This window comes from Paracoccus maritimus, from assembly GCF_025195095.1.
Lineage (GTDB): Bacteria > Pseudomonadota > Alphaproteobacteria > Rhodobacterales > Rhodobacteraceae > Paracoccus > Paracoccus maritimus.
The window spans coordinates 146,544-163,568 of record NZ_JANAVZ010000006.1; the positions used below are offsets into that span (position 1 = coordinate 146,544).

Sequence of the window (17,025 nt, forward strand, 5' to 3'; positions counted from 1 at the left end):
GGCCCTTGGGAAAGGACGGATCATGACAAAACCGACGCTGGAGGATTGGCACAAGCTGGCCGAGAAGGAATTGAAGGGTCGTGATCCCGACAGCCTGACTTGGGACACGCTTGAAGGAATTCCTGTAAAGCCGCTGTATACCGAGGCCGATACCCAGGGTATGCAGCACCTGGGTTCGCTGCCCGGCTTCGGCCCCTATACCCGCGGGCCGCGCGCCACGATGTATGCGGGCCGCCCCTGGACGATCCGGCAATATGCGGGGTTTTCCACGGCCGAGGAGTCGAACGCCTTCTACCGCCGCAACCTGGCTGCCGGACAGCAGGGCGTGTCGGTCGCCTTCGACCTTGCGACCCATCGCGGCTATGACAGCGACCATCCTCGGGTCGAGGGCGATGTCGGCAAGGCCGGCGTCGCCATCGACAGCGTCGAGGACATGAAGATCCTGTTCGACGGCATCCCCCTGGACAAGGTCAGCGTCAGCATGACCATGAACGGCGCAGTGATCCCGATCCTGGCGAATTTCATCGTCGCGGGAGAGGAACAGGGCCACGACAAGTCGGTCCTGTCCGGCACCATTCAGAACGACATCCTGAAAGAGTTCATGGTGCGGAACACCTATATCTATCCGCCCGAACCCAGCATGCGGATCATCTCGGACATCATCGAGTTCACAAGTTCGGAAATGCCGCGCTTCAACAGCATCTCGATCTCGGGCTATCACATGCAGGAGGCCGGGGCGAACCTGGTGCAGGAGCTGGCCTATACGCTGGCCGACGGGCGCGAATATGTCCGCGCGGCCATCGCGGCGGGCATGGATGTGGACGCCTTCGCGGGGCGGCTGTCCTTCTTCTTCGCCATCGGCATGAATTTCTTCATGGAGATCGCCAAGCTGCGCGCCGCGCGCCTGCTGTGGCACAAGATCATGGATGAGTTCGGCGCAAAGAAGCCGGGGTCGAAGATGTTGCGCACTCATTGCCAAACGTCGGGCGTTAGCCTGCAGGAGCAGGATCCCTACAACAACGTGATCCGCACCGCCTACGAGGCGATGTCGGCCGCGCTAGGCGGCACGCAATCGCTGCATACGAACGCGCTGGACGAAGCGATCGCCCTGCCCACAGATTTCAGCGCCCGCATCGCGCGGAACACGCAGCTGATTCTGCAGGAAGAAACCGGCATCACCCATGTCGTCGATCCGTTGGCGGGCAGCTATTACATCGAAAGCCTGACCGCCGAACTGGCCGAAAAGGCCTGGGAGCTGATCGAGGAGGTCGAGGAACTGGGCGGCATGACCAAGGCCGTGGCATCCGGCATGCCCAAGCTGCGGATCGAGGAAACCGCCGCCCGTCGTCAGGCCCTGATCGACCGGGGCGAGGATGTGATCGTAGGGGTGAACAAATACCGCAAGGACAAGGAAGACCCGATCGACATTCTGGATGTGGACAACGTCAAGGTCCGCGCCAGCCAGATCGCCGCGCTGGAACGCATCCGCGCCAGCCGCGATGAAACCGCATGTCAGGCCGCGCTGGACGAACTGACACGCCGCGCCGCACAAGGCGGCAACCTGCTGGAGGCCGCCGTCGAGGCCGCCCGCGCCCGTGCAACCGTAGGGGAAATCAGCATGGCCATGGAGAAAGAATTCGGGCGTCACCGCGCCGAAGTAAAGACCTTGGCGGGCGTCTATGGCGCCGCATACGAGGGCGATGAGGGTTTCGCGCAGATCCAGAAAGATGTCGAAGCCTTCGCCGAACAGGAGGGCCGGCGCCCGCGGATGCTGGTCGTGAAGATGGGTCAGGACGGACATGACCGCGGCGCCAAGGTCATTGCGACCGCCTTCGCCGATATCGGCTTCGACGTTGACGTCGGACCGCTGTTCCAGACCCCCGAAGAGGCCGCGCAGGACGCGATGGACAACGATGTCCATGTGGTCGGCATCAGCAGTCAGGCAGCCGGCCACAAGACCCTTGCGCCAAAACTGATCGAGGCGTTGAAGGCTCAGGGCGCGGGCGATATTCTGGTGATCTGCGGCGGCGTCATTCCGCAGCAGGACTACGACTTCCTGAAGAAGGCGGGCGTCAAGGCGATCTTCGGACCCGGCACGAACATTCCCGCAGCCGCCGCCGATATCCTGCGCCTGATCCGCGAGACCCGCGCGGCCTGACCCGTGACGGTGACGTGAAGGGTGCCCGCGTCCACCGTCGTGTCACGGCGGCGGATGCGGGAAAAGGCTGCGCCGAGGGTCAGACTTCCTCGATCCGCAGCTCGACCGGGTCGCTGACCAGAACACCGGTTCCGGGCAGCGTCTCGATGGCATAGTCGATCGCCTCGGGCGTCGTCTTGTGCGTCACAACCAGCACCGGCACGCTGCTGTCGCTGTGCTGCCCGTATTGGCGCATGCGGTCGATCGAGATGCCAGCATCACCCAGAACCGTCGCGATCTTGGCCAGTGCACCGGGTTTGTCCTGCAGCTCCAGACGCAGATAGTAAGCCGCAGGCACGGCTGTGCGCGCAGGCTTCGCCGCCGTCAGCGATGCCGCTGGCTGGCCGAAAACCGGCATCCGCACGCCGCGCGCCACTTCGACAATATCCGACATCACCGCGCTGGCGGTCGGACCTTCGCCGGCCCCTGCCCCGCGCAGCACGATCTGGCCTACGCTGTCGCCCTCGACCACCACCATGTTGGTGCCGCCGACCAGCTGCCCCAGCGGACTGTCCGCGGGCACAAGACAGGGCGACATGCGCTGTTCCAGCCCGCGCGCAGTCATCTGCGCGACCCCCAGAAGCTTGATCCGATAGCCCAGATCGGAAGCGCGGCGGATGTCGTCGATGCTGACCCGCTCGATCCCCTCGATCTCGACCGCGTCGAAATCGACCTGCGTGCCGAACGCGATCGAGGACAGGATAGCCAACTTGTGACTGGCGTCGATCCCGCCCACGTCAAGCTGCGGATCGGCCTCGAGATAGCCAAGCTGGCGCGCCTCTTCGAACACGGCCTCATAGGGCAGACCCGCGCTTTCCATCCGCGTCAGGATATAGTTGCAGGTGCCGTTCATGACCCCCATCACGCGGGTCACGTCGTTGCCTGCCAGCGATTCCGTCACCGCCTTGATGACCGGGATGCCGCCTGCCACGGCAGCTTCGAACCGGATCACGCGTCCCAGCCCCTCGGCCAGCACGGCCAGATCCTGACCATGCACGGCCAGCAGCGCCTTGTTGGCCGTCACCACGTCCTTGCCGGCCCGCAGTGCCGCCTCGATGCTGTCCTTGGCGATACCGTTATCGCCGCCGATCAGTTCGACATAGACATCCACGTCTTCTGCGGTGGCGACCGCCATGGCGTCGGTTTCCCAGCGATATGACGACAGATCCGCGTCGCGGTTCTTCATTTGATCGCGGGCGCTGACGGCGGTAATGGCAACCTCACGTCCCGACCGGCGCGCCAGCATTTCGGCGTGCTTCTGAACGATCTTGACGACACCGATCCCGACGGTGCCGAGCCCGGCGATACCCAAGCGGAGGGGGGACGACATGGAAGCCTCTTTTTAGCGATTGCGCGGGGTGTTAGCGCGCCCGGTCGCTGGTTGCAACGAGGAAGGCGGAATGTCCGCCCCGTCGGATCAGATCCAGCGACGCGTATGTGCCCGATATTGCGCGAACATATCTGGGAAGGCGGTCGCAAGCCGGGCCTCTTCCGCGGCGATGAACCGGCGCGAAATGACGATCATGAACACAGGCACCAGGATCAGTGCGGCAACCGGCGCCGCGAAGATCAGGCAAAGCCCAGCAAGGATCAACGCGTCACCCAGATAGATCGGGTTGCGCGACAGAGCGAACACGCCCGTCGTGACCAGCGCGGCGGGCTGGCCATGTGGATCCAGTGTCGTGCGCTTGCGCCACATGGTTCCGGCGGCCGCGATCATCACGGACAGACCCGACAGAATCAGAATCCAGCCAGGCAACCCTTGCCAGCCGGGCCCATGCGGGACCAGACGGCCCAGCCCCCAGGCCACGGCGCAAGACCCGGCCAACCAGACAGGCGGATAATCCAGTGTCAGCCGCAATGCCTAATCCTCGTCGTCATGGCCGGCCCATTCCCCATCGATGCCTGTCGCACGCATGATCGACACCACGCGCCGCGCCACTCTCAGCGTGGTAGCGTGTATGTCCCGGATATCCCCGGCGCTCATGTCGTCGGGATACCGCTCGCCCCGGGTGTTGATAAAGGTCGGGTGCCAATATCCCGGCTGTTCCGCCGGGCGCCACGAGGCGTGGCACAACAGGTTGCGCTTCAACCGGATTTCGGTCAGTGCCTCGGCCAGCAGGTGCCGGTCGTCGATCCGCGCGCGCCCGATCGCGGCGACGAAACTGTCGATCAGCGTGCCAAGCGAATCGTCGGCGATTTCTTCCATGCGGCGCAACCATTTCTGTAACGCCGCGTCATCAGCATCCCGGCCAAGTCCCTGTCGAGTCAGAGAAAAAATCGCGCGCTTCAACGCCTCTTCCAGGAAACCGAACCCGGCCACGGCGTGGCCAAGGGCCTGGGCCATTTCGTCGGACAGTCGGTCGGGGGCGCGCGGCAAACTCATGCTCTGGTGATAACGCCTCGGGCAAGGCGTGTCTGCCCCCGGCTGCCTGTGCAGGCTTGCCCTGTCAGCCTGACCCGATAGGCTGCCGTCATGGCGGCAGAGGACGCGCAATGAGCCGATTTCGCACCCGCACCGACTGGGCAACTGCGCTGGCGCAGGGTGGCGATGATGTGCTGGCCCATGAATTGCAGGCCGAGCGTGCATCTTCCCTGGGAACGGCGGGCCGTCGCATGGAGCGCGCATTGACCAAGCTTGAAAACGACCCCAGCAACGCCGCCCTGAACGAGGCGGGACGGCTGGCGTGGGAATTCATGGTGCTGCGCGAGATGTCCGGCCTGCGCGACTGGCCGCAGGTGGTTCGTCTTTACGCAATTCCCGAAGCCGTGCTGCGACGGATGGGCGCATCGGCGACGATCACCAAGGGAAAGCAAGGCTGACCGGATCAGCTGCCGGCGATGATGCGGACATAATTCCTTGTCTCGCGATATGGAGGGATGCCGCCATACTTGGCCACCGCGCCCGGTCCGGCGTTATAGGCCGCCAGCGCAAGCCGCCAATTACCGAACTGGTTGTACATCATGCGCAGATAGCGGGCCCCGCCCTGAAGATTCTGCACCGGATCGTTGGGGTTCACGCCCAGCTTCGCGGCGGTGCCGGGCATAAGCTGCGCCAGCCCTGTCGCGCCCTTGTGGGAGCGCGCGCGGGGGTTCCAGCCCGATTCCTGCTGAACCAGCCGCAGGAACAGATCCTCGGGCACCCCATGCTTGCGCGCGGCAGCGCGCGCGTGCGGAATGAAATCGCTGCGCTTGCCGCGATAGGCCGGGATATTGGTCGAAAGCTGGATGTTGACGGTGCTGCGATTGGCACCGCCCGGCTGCAGCCGTGCCGATTGCTGATACTGCGAGGCCAGCCGCGAATCCATCAGCCGAGTCTGCCGGGCGAACTGATCGGCCCGTGACTTCGACGAGCTTCCGGAAAGCCGCAACCCCTCTGCCGCGACTGGCATCGCAGCCAGCATACCGATCAATGCAGCGCTCAGCGCCAGTCTTGCCCCGGGAATGATCCGCATCGCTCCGCCCTCGTTCTTGCCGGAAATCGCGTCTTTCTGACGCCGCGCTTTTCTGTATCGCGTTTGCCGAAAGCCTATACGCAATCAGCCGTTGCCGCCAGTCATGCGATTTCGGGCCTCGGTGCCTCCCTCGATGTCGGCGGTTTCTCGCCGACAAGCCCTGAAACCCCGGGGCAGGCCTGCGCCCGAAAGGCTGGCGAGTGAATGCTTGAGGCATCCATCAGGCTGCGATACATGGACGGACAAGCACATCGAAGCAGGGAACCCCGTTATGGCAGGCAGCGTCAACAAGGTCATTCTGATCGGAAATCTGGGACAGGATCCCGAAGTCCGCACCTTCCAGAACGGCGGCAAGGTGGTGAACCTGCGCATCGCCACGTCGGAACAGTGGAAGGACCGCAACACCGGCGAGCGGCAGGAGCGGACGCAATGGCATTCGGTCGCGATCTTCGCCGAACCGCTGGCCAAGGTGGCCGAGCAATATCTGCGCAAGGGCAGCAAGGTGTATATCGAAGGTCAGCTGGAAACGCGCAAATGGCAGGACCAGTCCGGCAATGACCGCTACTCCACTGAAGTCGTGTTGCGGCCCTTCCGCAGCGAACTGACCATGCTGGACGGGCGCGGCGAAGGTGGTGGCGGCTCGGGCGGCGCACCGCGCGATCAGGGCGGCTATGGCGGCGGCGGATACTCCGGCAACGACGCACCCGCGGGTGGATCGTCGGGCGGCGGGCGCAGCGACTATGACGACGAAATCCCGTTCTGATCGACAGAAATCGGTATGAAATGATGTAAAGGCGGCCCTTCTGCCAAGGGCCGCCTTTTTCGGTTCGCGCCTGCCGATCGCCCTACCCCTACCAGGAGGCGCCGAATTCCAGCCGCCGGGCAAGCCACAGCGCCAGAATCGTCGCAACCGCACCCGACAGCAGGTACAGCCCCGAGAGCATCAGACCGCCCCATGCCGTCAGCGCCAGCGCGGCCAGCGGCGCGAAGCCCGCGCCGAACAGCCACGCCAGGTCGGATACGATGGCCGAGCCGGTGTAGCGGCGGCGCGGCGGAAACAGCGACGCCACAGCCCCGGACGATTGTCCGAAACTGACGCCAAGGATGATGAAGCCCGCGATCATGTAAACGGCCTCGCCGAAGCCGCGCCCCGAGAGCAGAAGCGGTGCGACAACGCTGAAGGCCGCGATCGCGATGGCGCCCCGGAACAGCAGCTTGCGATGACCGATCAGATCCGCCAGCAGCCCGGACAGGATGATCGCGGCGATGCCGAACAGCGCAGCCACCGATTCGATGATCAGGAAGCTTGTCACGCTTTCCTCGGTGTACAGAAACACCCAGGACAGCGGAAAGACCGTGACCATGTGAAACAGCGCGAAACTGGCAAGCGGCACGAACGCGCCGATCAGGATGGTCCAGCCGTCATTGGTAATCGCATTCCGCAGGCTGATCGGTTCCAGTTCGCGCGATTGAAACATCCGCGTGTATTCCGGCGTTGCCACGATCCGCAGGCGCGCGAACAACGCCACGACATTGATCGCGAAGGCGACGAAGAACGGATACCGCCAGCCCCAGTCAAGGAAATCCGCCTCTGACAACTGCGAGACGAGATAGGCGAACAGCAGGCTGGCGACGATCAGACCGACCGGCGCGCCAAGCTGCGGCACCATCGCATAAAAGCCGCGCTTGTCCTTTGGCGCGGACAACGCCAGCAACGATGGCAGGCCGTCCCACGCCCCGCCAAGGGCCAACCCTTGCCCGATCCTGAGAATACACAATACCGCGATCGAGGCTGCGCCGATGCTTTCATAGGATGGCACCAACCCCATCGCGACCGTCGAACTGCCAAGCAAAAGCAGCGCCAGGGTCAGCTTGACGCTTTTGCCATGGCGCCGGTCGATCGCCGTGAAGATTGCCGTGCCAAGTGGCCGCGCGACAAAGGCCAGCGCGAAGATCACGAATGACCAAAGCGTGGCGCGCAACGGTGTCTCGAACGGGAAATAGCGCATCGGGAAGACGATGACCGACGCGATAGCGAACACGAAAAAGTCAAAGAATTCAGAGCTTCGGCCGATGATGACGCCGACCGCGACATCCGAAGGAGAGATGGTGTGTTCGTGGGTCTCCGCCTCGGGCGGCAGGTCTTCGACGGGATGCGTCACGGGGGAAGAATTCATGGCGTGCGGATTCCTTCATCGGCTGATGACGGGCATGTGGCAGATCAACAGGCATAGGAAACCAAATCGTGCCTTGATGCCGCCTGCAGCGCAATACACCGGCGACGCGACAAAGTGTCTGTGTCAAAATGTCGTATGTTGCCACCTGTGCGACTACTTTAGCAAACTGGTCCGAACGAACGCGCCATCATACGACCAATATCCCGTATTTCCCTGCCCCACAGGTAAGGACGCCAGCATGCGTATTTTGCCCCCAGCCCCCGGCGCCTTGGCGCTGGGAATGTCGTTTCTTCTGCTGACAGGCTGCAAGCCGGTTGTTCTGGCACCTGCCGGCGATATCGCCGAACGTCAGAAGGATCTGTTGCTGGCCGCGACAGGGCTGATGTTGATCGTCATCATTCCGGTCATGTGCCTGACACTGTGGTTTGCTTGGAAATATCGGGCCGCCAACAGGCAGGCTGCGTACCGCCCCGACTGGGATCATTCGGCCAAGTTCGAACTGGCGATCTGGGGTCTGCCGCTGCTGATCATCATCTGCCTGGGCGCGCTGACCTGGGTCGGCACCCACCTTCTGGATCCGTATCGCCCGCTGGACAGGCTGAGCGCGACCGAGGAGATTGCCGAAGATCATCAACCCCTGAAGGTGCAGGTGGTCGCGCTGGACTGGAAATGGCTGTTCATCTATCCCGAACAGGACATCGCCGCCGTGAACGAACTGGTCGTGCCGACCGACCGCGAGATCGAGTTCAGCCTGACCGCCTCCTCGGTGATGAACGCCTTCTACATCCCCGCGATGGCCGGAATGATCTATGCCATGCCCGGCATGGAAACCAAGCTGCATGGCGTTTTCAACCACGAGGGCGAATATCAGGGACTGGCGTCGCACTACTCTGGCGCCGGTTTCTCGGGGATGCGGTTCAAGGCCCATGCCACCGACACGGCCGGCTTCGACGACTGGGTGTCGCGGGCGCGCGAAGGCCAAGATGCACTGACCCGCGACGAATATCTGCGACTCGAGGCCCCAAGCGAGAACGTGGCACCGCGGATCTATGCCGAGGTTGATCCAGATCTATTCGCCCGTGCCGTCAATCTCTGCGTCGAGGAGGGCAAGATGTGCATGGCCGAGATGATGGACATCGACAGCAGGGGCGGTCTGGGGCTGGAAGGCACCATCAACATCCAGTCGCTGACCCACGACAAGCACGCAAGGCGCGGCGCGCGCCCGGTGCTGGGCCATCAGCCGATCATGGTCACCAGCATCTGCACCCCCGAAGAGGCGGCCCTGATGTTCGCCGATCTGGGGAGCACGCAACCAACCTCGCGCGCTGACCAGAGCCGGCTTCAAAGCCGTGCCCTGCCCGTGCCCGACAGCCTGTTCGACAGGCTGATCGCGCCGACCATCCGCGATGCCGGCAACACTGCCGGCACCGCAGACCAGAAACTTTGAACGGAATTTCGCGATGGCCGTACCTGCCAATGTCGAGACCACATTCCTGCTTGGCCGTCTGACCTGGGACGCCATCCCCAAGGAACCCATCGTCTTCGCCACGTTCATCGTGGTCGCGATCGGCGGCGCCGCGGTCCTTGCGCTGCTGACGAAATACCGGCTTTGGGGCTATCTGTGGCACGAATGGTTCACCTCGGTCGACCACAAGAAAATCGGGATCATGTACATGATCCTTGGGCTGATCATGTTGGTGCGCGGATTTGCCGATGCGGTGATGATGCGAATTCAGCAGGTCTGGGCCTTTGGTGGATCGGAAGGCTATCTGAACGCCCATCACTATGACCAGATTTTCACCGCCCATGGCGTCATCATGATCTTCTTCGTGGCGATGCCCTTCGTCACCGGGATAATGAACTATCTGGTGCCGCTGCAGATCGGCGCGCGCGACGTGTCCTTTCCGTTCCTGAACAACTTCTCTTTCTGGATGACGACGGGTGGGGCGATCATCATCATGGCGTCGCTGTTCGTGGGCGAGTTCGCGCAGACCGGCTGGCTGGCGTTCCCGCCGCTGTCGGGCCTGTCCTACAGCCCCTATGTCGGGGTCGATTACTATATCTGGGGGCTTCAGGTCGCCGGGGTCGGAACGACACTGTCAGGCATCAACCTGCTGGTCACGATCCTGAAGATGCGCGCGCCCGGCATGACGATGATGCGGATGCCGATCTTCACCTGGACCTCGTTTTGCACCAACATCCTGATCGTGGCGTCCTTCCCGGTCCTGACCGCGACGCTGGTTCTGCTGACACTTGACCGCTATGTCGGCACGAACTTCTTCACCAATGACCTTGGTGGCAATCCGATGATGTACATCAACCTCATCTGGATCTGGGGTCACCCCGAGGTCTATATCCTGATCCTGCCGCTGTTCGGCGTGTTTTCCGAGGTTACCTCGACCTTCTCGGGCAAGCGGCTGTTTGGCTATACCTCGATGGTCTATGCGACCGTCTGTATCACGGTTCTTTCCTATCTGGTCTGGCTGCACCACTTCTTCACCATGGGATCGGGCGCGTCAGTGAACTCGTTCTTCGGGATCACGACGATGATCATCTCTATCCCGACGGGTGCCAAGATCTTCAACTGGCTGTTCACCATGTATCAGGGCCGCGTCCGGTTCGAGCTGCCGATGATGTGGACCATCGCTTTCATGCTGACCTTCACCATCGGCGGCATGACAGGCGTTCTGCTGGCTGTGCCGCCCGCCGATTTCGTGCTGCACAACTCGCTGTTCCTGATCGCGCATTTCCACAACGTGATCATCGGCGGCGTGCTGTTCGGCAGCTTCGCGGCGATCAATTTCTGGTGGCCGAAGGCCTTCGGCTTCAAGCTGAACGTGTTCTGGGGCAAGGTCAGCTTCTGGTTCTGGGTCGTGGGTTTCTGGGTCGCCTTTGCGCCGCTTTACGTTCTGGGCCTGATGGGCGTGACCCGCCGGATGCGCGTCTTCGATGACCCCGACCTTCAGATCTGGTTCATCATCGCGGGGTTCGGCGCATTCCTGATCGCCTGCGGCATTGCGGCCATGTTCATCCAGTTCGGCGTCTCGATCTGGAAGCGCAACGAGAACCGCGACCTGACCGGCGATCCCTGGAATGGACGCACGCTGGAGTGGGCGACATCATCCCCGCCCGCGCCCTACAACTTCGCCTTTACGCCGGTCATCCACGGCCTCGACGCCTATGCCGACATGAAGGCGGCAGGCGCAGCGCGCGGCAATGGGAACTTCATCCCCATCCACATGCCCCGCTATACCGAGGCCGGGATCATCCTTGCCGGCCTGGCCACCGTCTGCGGCATGGCGCTGATCTGGTATATCTGGTGGCTTGCCGCACTGTCCTTCGTCGGGCTGGTCGGCTACGCGATCCATCACAGCTTCAACTATGACCGCGACTATCACATTCCTGCCGACGAGGTGCGCGTGACCGAGGACGCCCGCACCCGCCTTCTTGCACAAGAGGCCTGAGATGAGCATGGGCACGCAACCCACGACCTACTGGGAAACCGAACCGCATCATCACGAGGACGGAGCCTCGACCGGCATCGGCTTCTGGGTCTATCTGATGAGCGACTGCCTGATGTTCGCGGTGCTGTTCGCGACCTTCGGCGTCCTGCACGGCAGCTATGCCGCCGGTCCCGGTCCGAAGGACCTGTTCGATCTGGAACTGGTGGCGATCAACACGGCCATGCTGCTGTTTTCGTCGATCACCTACGGCTTCGCGGTGCTGGCGATGTCCCAAGACCGCAAGGCCGCCACGCTGCGCTGGCTGGGGGTCACGCTGTTCTTCGGACTCAGTTTTCTGGCGATCGAGCTGTACGAGTTTCATCACCTGATCCATCTGGGCGCAGGACCGCAGCGTTCGGCTTTCCTGTCGGCCTTCTTCACGCTGGTCGGCACGCACGGGCTGCATGTCGCGTTCGGCTGCATCTGGCTGGTCACGCTGATGGTCCAGGTCGCACGTTACGGTCTGATCGCGGCCAATCAACGCCGCCTGATGTGCCTGTCGCTATTTTGGCACTTCCTGGATGTGATCTGGATCGGTGTCTTCACGATTGTCTATCTTCTGGGGATGATCTGATGTCCGCACATACCAACAATAATCACGCGCACGGCAGCCATCGCGGCTATCTGACCGGCTTCATCCTGTCCGTGATCCTGACCGCGATCCCCTTCGGCCTTGTCATGTCCGGCGGGCTGGACAGCCGGATCCTGACCGTTGCCATCGTCGTCGGCTGCGCGATCATCCAGGTTCTGGTCCACATGGTCTATTTCCTGCACATGAACAGCCACGCGGAAGAAGGCTGGACGCTGCTGTCGACACTGTTCACGGTGGTCATCGTGATGATCATGATCGCGGGTTCCTTGTGGGTCATGTTCCATCTGAACACCAACATGATGCCGCAGATGAACCACGACATTCCCTTGGAATCCTTGCCGTGACATCCGGGCGCAGCCCCCGTCGCGTGGGGCTGATCGGGGCGGGGATCGTGGCGGCCCTTCTGGTCGCCGTCCTGTGCGGGCTGGGCGTCTGGCAGGTGCAGCGCCTGCAATGGAAGACCGACCTGATACGTCAGGTCGAGGCGCGTCTTTCGACGCCCGCCATTCCGGCACCGGCAATGGCAGCCTGGCAGGGGCTGGATGGAACTGACGACTATCGGCGTGTGATCGTGACGGGTCAGATGGATCAGCAACACGAAGCGCTGGTGAAGGCCGTCACCGCCTACGGAGCCGGCTTCTGGGTCATGGCGCCACTGAAGACCGACCAAGGCTGGACGGTCTGGATCAACCGCGGCTTCGTGCCGCAGGATCGCACCGCGGCGTCGTCCAGATCGCAACCACAGGGCGTCGTCACGATCACCGGTCTGCTGCGGATGAGCCAGCCTGGCGGCGCCTTTCTGCGGGCCAATGATCCCGACGCCGACCGCTGGTACTCGCGCGATACAGCGGCACTGGCCACGTCCCGCGGGCTGGATCGCGTCGCGCCCTATTTCATCGACGCGGACGCAGGCTCAGGTGATGAACTGCCGATCGGCGGGCTGACGGTTGTCCGGTTTCGAAACAACCACCTTGGCTATGCATTGACGTGGTTTGCGATGGCGCTTGGCCTTGCGGCGGCCGCCACGATCCTGCTGCGCCGGGAACGTCACCGCGAAGCCTGATCCGGCATGCGGCAGGGCCCGTAACCCTCCCACGCGGGACCAAAGGTCACCACGGGCAGGCCACGTTTGTGTAATTGAGCAGCGGAAAAAGTTGGGCTACACACCGTTACACCCTGCATGGTGAAATTGGTAAACACAGGAGACTTGCGGGCCGCCAGCCAGTGAGTGCCCCGTTGGAAACGGCGGGAGTAGAGCTGCTCAAATTCGGGGAAACCTCACGGGTCATGCCGGTGGCGATCCCGAGCCAAGCCCGCCGGACGAATTTCCGGCGCGGAAGGTGTAGAGACTAGACGGGCAGGGCCTAAGGCGTAACGGGCGCTAGGGCCAAGGGATAGTCCAGACCACGAACGCCCAGGCGGGCGGCGGCGGAAGTCGAAGTGGTATGAAAATCTCCCGCCTTCGGGCTTCCCGGTTCGAGCCCGGGTGCAGGGACCATTCTTCGCATGACAACGCGGATGACTGCCTAAGGACGCCGCGCACGACTGATCGCGGCAGCCCATGGGCCCAGTTTCGCCAGGGCCACAACTCTTTGGTGATGCTGCAGGTACAATGCGGCCCACCCCCCCCACCATTCCATAGTGACGCTTGGTTTCTGTCACCCGCGCTGGAAAATAGGGGACAAGACGCAAGAAGGCCGGTCACGAGGACCGGCCTTCTTTGAATTGCAACCGTGGTGCCGGTGAAGGGACTCGAACCCCCGACCCCATCATTACGAATGACGTGCTCTACCAGCTGAGCTACACCGGCATCAGGTTGTGCGGCGCCGGATAGCAGGTTCCCGCGAAAGGGGGAAGAGGGGCAACGTTTTTTTTGCCCCTCATTTCACGCTCTCAGCGGCGTCTTGCACTACCGTCATTGGTCCAGCTTTGGTCCTCGGGCGGCTCGACATCGGGTCGCACCGGCTGCGGTTCGTCCGCGGTCGCGGCGGCGGGGGCAACCGGTTCCGGCCGTTGCTGATCGGTGGGTTCCGGCGGCGAAGCCTGAGGCTTTTCAGGGCTACGATCCGTGCGCGACGGCGCGATCTCGACGAAGTCTTCTTCTCGCGGCACCATTCCGGGCGCCACATCCGCGACCTCGATCTTGGCCTCCTTCGGCTTAGCCCCGGTGCTCTTGGACGCCGGGCCTTCGACGACAGGCTCCTCGGCTGCGCGGTCGACCGTCTGTTCGCGTTCCTTGCGGGGCGCGGTGGTCTCGACAGTCTGGACCGTCTCGGATGGCTTCGGACCGCCCACAAGCAGCGGCAGCATCTCGGCCCCGGCGCTGTTGACCGTGCCGCGTCTGGTTTCGGGCTCTCGCCATGTCAGCGTATCGAAGCCGCCACAGCTGTCGCAAACCGGTGCCCAGTTCTCCATGACATTGTGGCACTTGTCGCACACCCATTGCGGGCCGCGCGACGCCGTCAGGGCCTTGGCAAGCCAGCCCCGTACCACGCTGTCATCCGCCCCTTCGCCGCGTTCGACCGCCGCCATGATCGACAGTGTCCGCACCGTCGGATGCGTTTCGGCCAGATCACCCAAGGCGCGGCGCGCTCCGGGAAAATCCTCGGCCGAAAGCAGAAGCTCTGCCTTCAACAGCCGGGATTCCTCGTTCTCGGGGTTCTTCTTGATCAGCCGGTCGAATCGCTTCAGCCGCGCCGAGGGTGTCTCATCGGGCACGATCTCGGCATAGGCGGCTGCTACATCAGGATGCGGGCGGACCGACCAGGTCTTCTCCAGAACCCGCGAAGCATTGCGATAATCCTTCTGCGCGACATAGCTGCGCGCTGCCAGGACGGCAGCGGGGATCAGGTCGGGCGAGGCACGGTTGGCCGAAATCGCGGCCTCGCGGGCGCTGATCGAATTTCCGGAAGCCAGCACCTCGCTTGCCTCCTGCAGGGCCAGCACAGCGTCGCGGCGCAGATGGACATCCTGGGGAAGTTCACCCTGCTTGCGCTTTTCCTTCAGCAGCTTGCGCGCGCCTTTCCAGTCATGTTCGCGCATTTCCAGATCCAGCAGCGTGTCCTGAATCTCCTTGTGGCGCGGTTTCAGCGCATAGGCTTTCTGCGCAAGTTGCAGCGCGGTCGCGCTGTCACCCTCGGCCAGTTTTTGCCGCATCAGCCCACGAACACCGACGAATCGGGTGCGATCATCTTCCAGCAACTGGCGATAGGCGGCACCGGCCTTCGCATCGTCGCCAGCCACCTCTGCCGCCTGCGCCGCCAGAAGGTTGGTCAGATGGGGCTTGTCCAGATATTTTGCAGCCTTGCTGGCCTTGTCCTGCGCCAGCTTACCTTCCCCGGACGCCACGGCAAGCATCCCCTCGCCAAGAGCATCATACCCCTTTTGCTCGCGTGATCGGGCGAAATAGCGATCGATGGCTGTTTCATCCCCCGCCAGAAAGCGCAGGAAGGCCAGTGCTAGCCCGAGGATCTTGAAGACCACCCATGCGGCGATCATCAGCACGATCAGCGCAATGATCGCCTTCAGCGGACTAAGCACGATTTCGGTGCCCGCATATTCCAGACGCAGCGTCTGACCCGCGTCCGACAGATGCATTGCGCCAAGCGCGATGGCCAGCACCGCGGCGAAAAAGAACAGGATCTTCAACAATGACAGAAACATGACCGGGCCCTCAGTTGGAATTGGCCGAAAGATCGGACAAAGCCGACTGTGCATCACGATAGGCATTGGCGCCGGCCATCCATTCGGCCATTGCCGGTGCCGTTCGCGCGGCGTCAGACAGCGTCTGCATCTGGTCCAGGGCGCCGCCGATACGGCCCGCCTCGACCTCGGCATTGGCGCGCGACAGGACGGCGTCGGCATCGTCGCCCTCTCGCGGGGCAACCGAACGCGCGCCGGTCTGGGCCCTCAGGAAATTGGTCAGCGGGTTTCCCCCGCCGGTGGTACTGTCTTCGCGCAGCGAGGCACGCAATGCTGCGCGCGCGGCATCGCCGAAACCGGCTTGCAGACTGTCCAGACTGGGGACCTCGCGCGTCAGCGCATCCGGGGTGTCGATGCCTGCATCCTGCAGCGTCTGGCGCGCCTCATCCGGAGTGACGCCGCGATCCAACGCCGCCTGCAGCGCCGAAATGGCTGCGACCGCCTCGGCGCGTCGGGTGCTGTCCTCTGCCGCCTCTTGCAATTTCTGCGCCTCTTGCTGGGCGGCGGCGATATCGGTCTGCGCCGTTTCGGCGGCAGACTGGATCTGCTGTTCCAACGCTCCGGCCCGCTGTGCCAGCGCCTGGATGTTCTGCGCGGTTTCGGGATCGATGGTCGGCCGTGCGGCAAGTTCTTCGATGCGGGTGGATTGCTGTTCCAGTTGTTCCTGCAGCGCCTGGATCTGCGCGGCAGACTGGGCGACTGTCTCCGAGCTGTCCGCCCCAGCATCCCCGTTTTCCTGTGGCGCGGCCGCCGCAGCATCGGCCAGTTCGCTCCGCAGCGCGGCGACCTCTTCCTGCGCGGCGGCACGGGCAGCACTGACGGCGTCCGCGCGGATCGCATCGCTGTCGATCTGCGGTGCCACGGCTTCCGGGGTCTCATCAGGCAACCAGCCCGCCGGCAGGTGCGGAAGGGCCCAGATCGTCGCAGCCGCGCCCAGTCCGGCGGCAACAACCCCACCAAAGGCGACCGGCCAGAAGCCGGTTTTCCTGATCGTCACATTCTGTTGGGGCGTGGGTGCGGATGCAGGCGTTTCACGCAGAACAGCTTCCGCCGGCGCCTCGGTCACCGGGTTCGCCTTCTTTCCTTCGGCAGGTTCAGCTGCCTTGGTCTGACCTCTGGCGGGCGTCGCGGCTGCGCTGCTGGTGGCCGTCTTTGCCTTGGCTGCAGGACGTCCCTTGCCAGCATCGCCGACAAGGGTCGACTCGGCCGCGGCAATCTCGCCGCCGGTTGCGGCGGCAGGGGTACCGTCGCCCGACCCCACATCTTTCGCCTTCACTGTGCCGGGCTTCGCGGCCTGTCGCTTGCCGGCGGTCGCATCCTCGGCATCCTTGCCGGCCTTCGGGCCCTTGGGGTTGCTCGTGGTGTTCTTCTGGTCTGGTTTTGTCACGTCCTGTCCCCG

Annotated in this window: 15 protein-coding genes and 1 tRNA gene; 8 read left to right on the forward strand and 8 right to left on the reverse strand. The window is 63.3% G+C overall.

The annotated features are described in order from the left end of the window. The first annotated feature begins 22 nt into the window (after nucleotides 1-22). Nucleotides 23-2,158, forward strand: a complete 2,136-nt coding sequence (gene scpA, locus MU516_RS12040) for a methylmalonyl-CoA mutase (protein ID WP_260277448.1) — start codon at nucleotides 23-25, stop codon at nucleotides 2,156-2,158. Between the two features lie 79 nt (nucleotides 2,159-2,237). On the opposite strand, the gene MU516_RS12045 is transcribed toward scpA, so the two are convergent. The 3 genes from MU516_RS12045 to MU516_RS12055 all read right to left on the reverse strand — a co-directional run bounded on the left by MU516_RS12045 (nucleotide 2,238) and on the right by MU516_RS12055 (nucleotide 4,583). Beyond that, on the reverse strand, nucleotides 2,238-3,527 hold the full coding sequence (locus tag MU516_RS12045) for a homoserine dehydrogenase (protein WP_260277449.1): 1,290 nt from the start codon (nucleotides 3,525-3,527) through the stop codon (nucleotides 2,238-2,240). 87 nt (nucleotides 3,528-3,614) lie between these two features. Further along, complete coding sequence (locus MU516_RS12050; protein WP_260277450.1) at nucleotides 3,615-4,058, reverse strand: methyltransferase family protein; 444 nt, start codon at nucleotides 4,056-4,058, stop codon at nucleotides 3,615-3,617. A gap of 3 nt (nucleotides 4,059-4,061) precedes the next feature. Then, nucleotides 4,062-4,583 carry a hypothetical protein gene (locus tag MU516_RS12055; protein ID WP_260277451.1) on the reverse strand — a complete coding sequence of 174 codons (522 nt, stop codon included), beginning with the start codon at nucleotides 4,581-4,583 and terminating at the stop codon, nucleotides 4,062-4,064. Between the two features lie 110 nt (nucleotides 4,584-4,693). Here MU516_RS12055 and MU516_RS12060 point away from each other — a divergent pair, with 110 nt between their 5' ends. Continuing rightward, entirely contained in the window at nucleotides 4,694-5,020 is a 327-nt protein-coding gene (locus MU516_RS12060) for a DUF6665 family protein (RefSeq protein WP_260277452.1), read from the forward strand. A gap of 5 nt (nucleotides 5,021-5,025) precedes the next feature. Here MU516_RS12060 and MU516_RS12065 read toward each other — a convergent pair whose 3' ends face one another. Continuing rightward, nucleotides 5,026-5,652 (reverse strand): lytic transglycosylase domain-containing protein, encoded by a 627-nt coding sequence (locus MU516_RS12065; protein ID WP_260277453.1) that lies wholly within the window; start codon nucleotides 5,650-5,652, stop codon nucleotides 5,026-5,028. Nucleotides 5,653-5,923: 271 nt separating this feature from the next. On the opposite strand from MU516_RS12065, the gene ssb reads away from it, so the two are divergent. Further along, complete coding sequence (gene ssb, locus MU516_RS12070; RefSeq protein WP_260277454.1) at nucleotides 5,924-6,415, forward strand: single-stranded DNA-binding protein; 492 nt, start codon at nucleotides 5,924-5,926, stop codon at nucleotides 6,413-6,415. 88 nt (nucleotides 6,416-6,503) lie between these two features. On the opposite strand, the gene MU516_RS12075 is transcribed toward ssb, so the two are convergent. Continuing rightward, nucleotides 6,504-7,829: an MFS transporter gene (locus MU516_RS12075; RefSeq protein ID WP_260277455.1), complete on the reverse strand. Its 1,326-nt coding sequence runs from the start codon at nucleotides 7,827-7,829 to the stop codon at nucleotides 6,504-6,506. A 238-nt stretch (nucleotides 7,830-8,067) separates the two neighbouring features. Here MU516_RS12075 and cyoA point away from each other — a divergent pair, with 238 nt between their 5' ends. Genes cyoA through MU516_RS12100 form a run of 5 tightly spaced genes read left to right on the forward strand, consistent with a single transcriptional unit; the run spans nucleotide 8,068 to nucleotide 12,987 of the window. Then, nucleotides 8,068-9,276: a ubiquinol oxidase subunit II gene (gene cyoA / locus MU516_RS12080; RefSeq protein WP_260277456.1), complete on the forward strand. Its 1,209-nt coding sequence runs from the start codon at nucleotides 8,068-8,070 to the stop codon at nucleotides 9,274-9,276. Between the two features lie 13 nt (nucleotides 9,277-9,289). Beyond that, on the forward strand, nucleotides 9,290-11,293 hold the full coding sequence (cyoB, locus tag MU516_RS12085) for a cytochrome o ubiquinol oxidase subunit I (protein ID WP_260277457.1): 2,004 nt from the start codon (nucleotides 9,290-9,292) through the stop codon (nucleotides 11,291-11,293). Nucleotide 11,294: 1 nt separating this feature from the next. Next, on the forward strand, nucleotides 11,295-11,906 hold the full coding sequence (gene cyoC, locus MU516_RS12090; RefSeq protein ID WP_425606851.1) for a cytochrome o ubiquinol oxidase subunit III: 612 nt from the start codon (nucleotides 11,295-11,297) through the stop codon (nucleotides 11,904-11,906). Next, a complete protein-coding gene (cyoD, locus tag MU516_RS12095) occupies nucleotides 11,906-12,268 on the forward strand; it encodes a cytochrome o ubiquinol oxidase subunit IV (RefSeq protein ID WP_260277458.1) in 363 nt (120 codons plus the stop codon). Before cyoC ends, cyoD begins: the two co-directional genes overlap by 1 nt. Beyond that, nucleotides 12,265-12,987 (forward strand): SURF1 family protein, encoded by a 723-nt coding sequence (locus tag MU516_RS12100; protein ID WP_260277459.1) that lies wholly within the window; start codon nucleotides 12,265-12,267, stop codon nucleotides 12,985-12,987. The genes cyoD and MU516_RS12100 overlap by 4 nt, the downstream gene beginning before the upstream one ends. Before the next feature lie 671 nt (nucleotides 12,988-13,658). Here the strand turns inward: MU516_RS12100 and MU516_RS12105 are convergent. From MU516_RS12105 to MU516_RS12115, 3 genes are all read right to left on the reverse strand, one after another. Continuing rightward, nucleotides 13,659-13,734 (reverse strand) — tRNA-Thr (locus MU516_RS12105). 83 nt (nucleotides 13,735-13,817) lie between these two features. Further along, nucleotides 13,818-15,587 carry a heme biosynthesis HemY N-terminal domain-containing protein gene (locus MU516_RS12110; protein WP_260277460.1) on the reverse strand — a complete coding sequence of 590 codons (1,770 nt, stop codon included), beginning with the start codon at nucleotides 15,585-15,587 and terminating at the stop codon, nucleotides 13,818-13,820. A gap of 10 nt (nucleotides 15,588-15,597) precedes the next feature. Beyond that, entirely contained in the window at nucleotides 15,598-17,013 is a 1,416-nt protein-coding gene (locus MU516_RS12115) for a COG4223 family protein (protein ID WP_260277461.1), read from the reverse strand. Between the last annotated feature and the right edge of the window lie 12 nt (nucleotides 17,014-17,025).

Bases quoted from the DNA above. Each gene is read 5' to 3' on its own strand.
- cyoC (WP_425606851.1), top strand. From the start codon at position 11,295: ATGAGCATGGGCACGCAACCCACGACCTACTGGGAAACCGAACCGCAT.
- MU516_RS12110 (WP_260277460.1), bottom strand. From the start codon at position 15,587: ATGTTTCTGTCATTGTTGAAGATCCTGTTCTTTTTCGCCGCGGTGCTG.
- MU516_RS12060 (WP_260277452.1), top strand. From the start codon at position 4,694: ATGAGCCGATTTCGCACCCGCACCGACTGGGCAACTGCGCTGGCGCAG.
- cyoD (WP_260277458.1), top strand. From the start codon at position 11,906: ATGTCCGCACATACCAACAATAATCACGCGCACGGCAGCCATCGCGGC.
- MU516_RS12065 (WP_260277453.1), bottom strand. From the start codon at position 5,652: ATGCGGATCATTCCCGGGGCAAGACTGGCGCTGAGCGCTGCATTGATC.
- ssb (WP_260277454.1), top strand. From the start codon at position 5,924: ATGGCAGGCAGCGTCAACAAGGTCATTCTGATCGGAAATCTGGGACAG.
- cyoB (WP_260277457.1), top strand. From the start codon at position 9,290: ATGGCCGTACCTGCCAATGTCGAGACCACATTCCTGCTTGGCCGTCTG.
- cyoA (WP_260277456.1), top strand. From the start codon at position 8,068: ATGCGTATTTTGCCCCCAGCCCCCGGCGCCTTGGCGCTGGGAATGTCG.
- MU516_RS12045 (WP_260277449.1), bottom strand. From the start codon at position 3,527: ATGTCGTCCCCCCTCCGCTTGGGTATCGCCGGGCTCGGCACCGTCGGG.
- MU516_RS12075 (WP_260277455.1), bottom strand. From the start codon at position 7,829: ATGAATTCTTCCCCCGTGACGCATCCCGTCGAAGACCTGCCGCCCGAG.
- scpA (WP_260277448.1), top strand. From the start codon at position 23: ATGACAAAACCGACGCTGGAGGATTGGCACAAGCTGGCCGAGAAGGAA.
- MU516_RS12055 (WP_260277451.1), bottom strand. From the start codon at position 4,583: ATGAGTTTGCCGCGCGCCCCCGACCGACTGTCCGACGAAATGGCCCAG.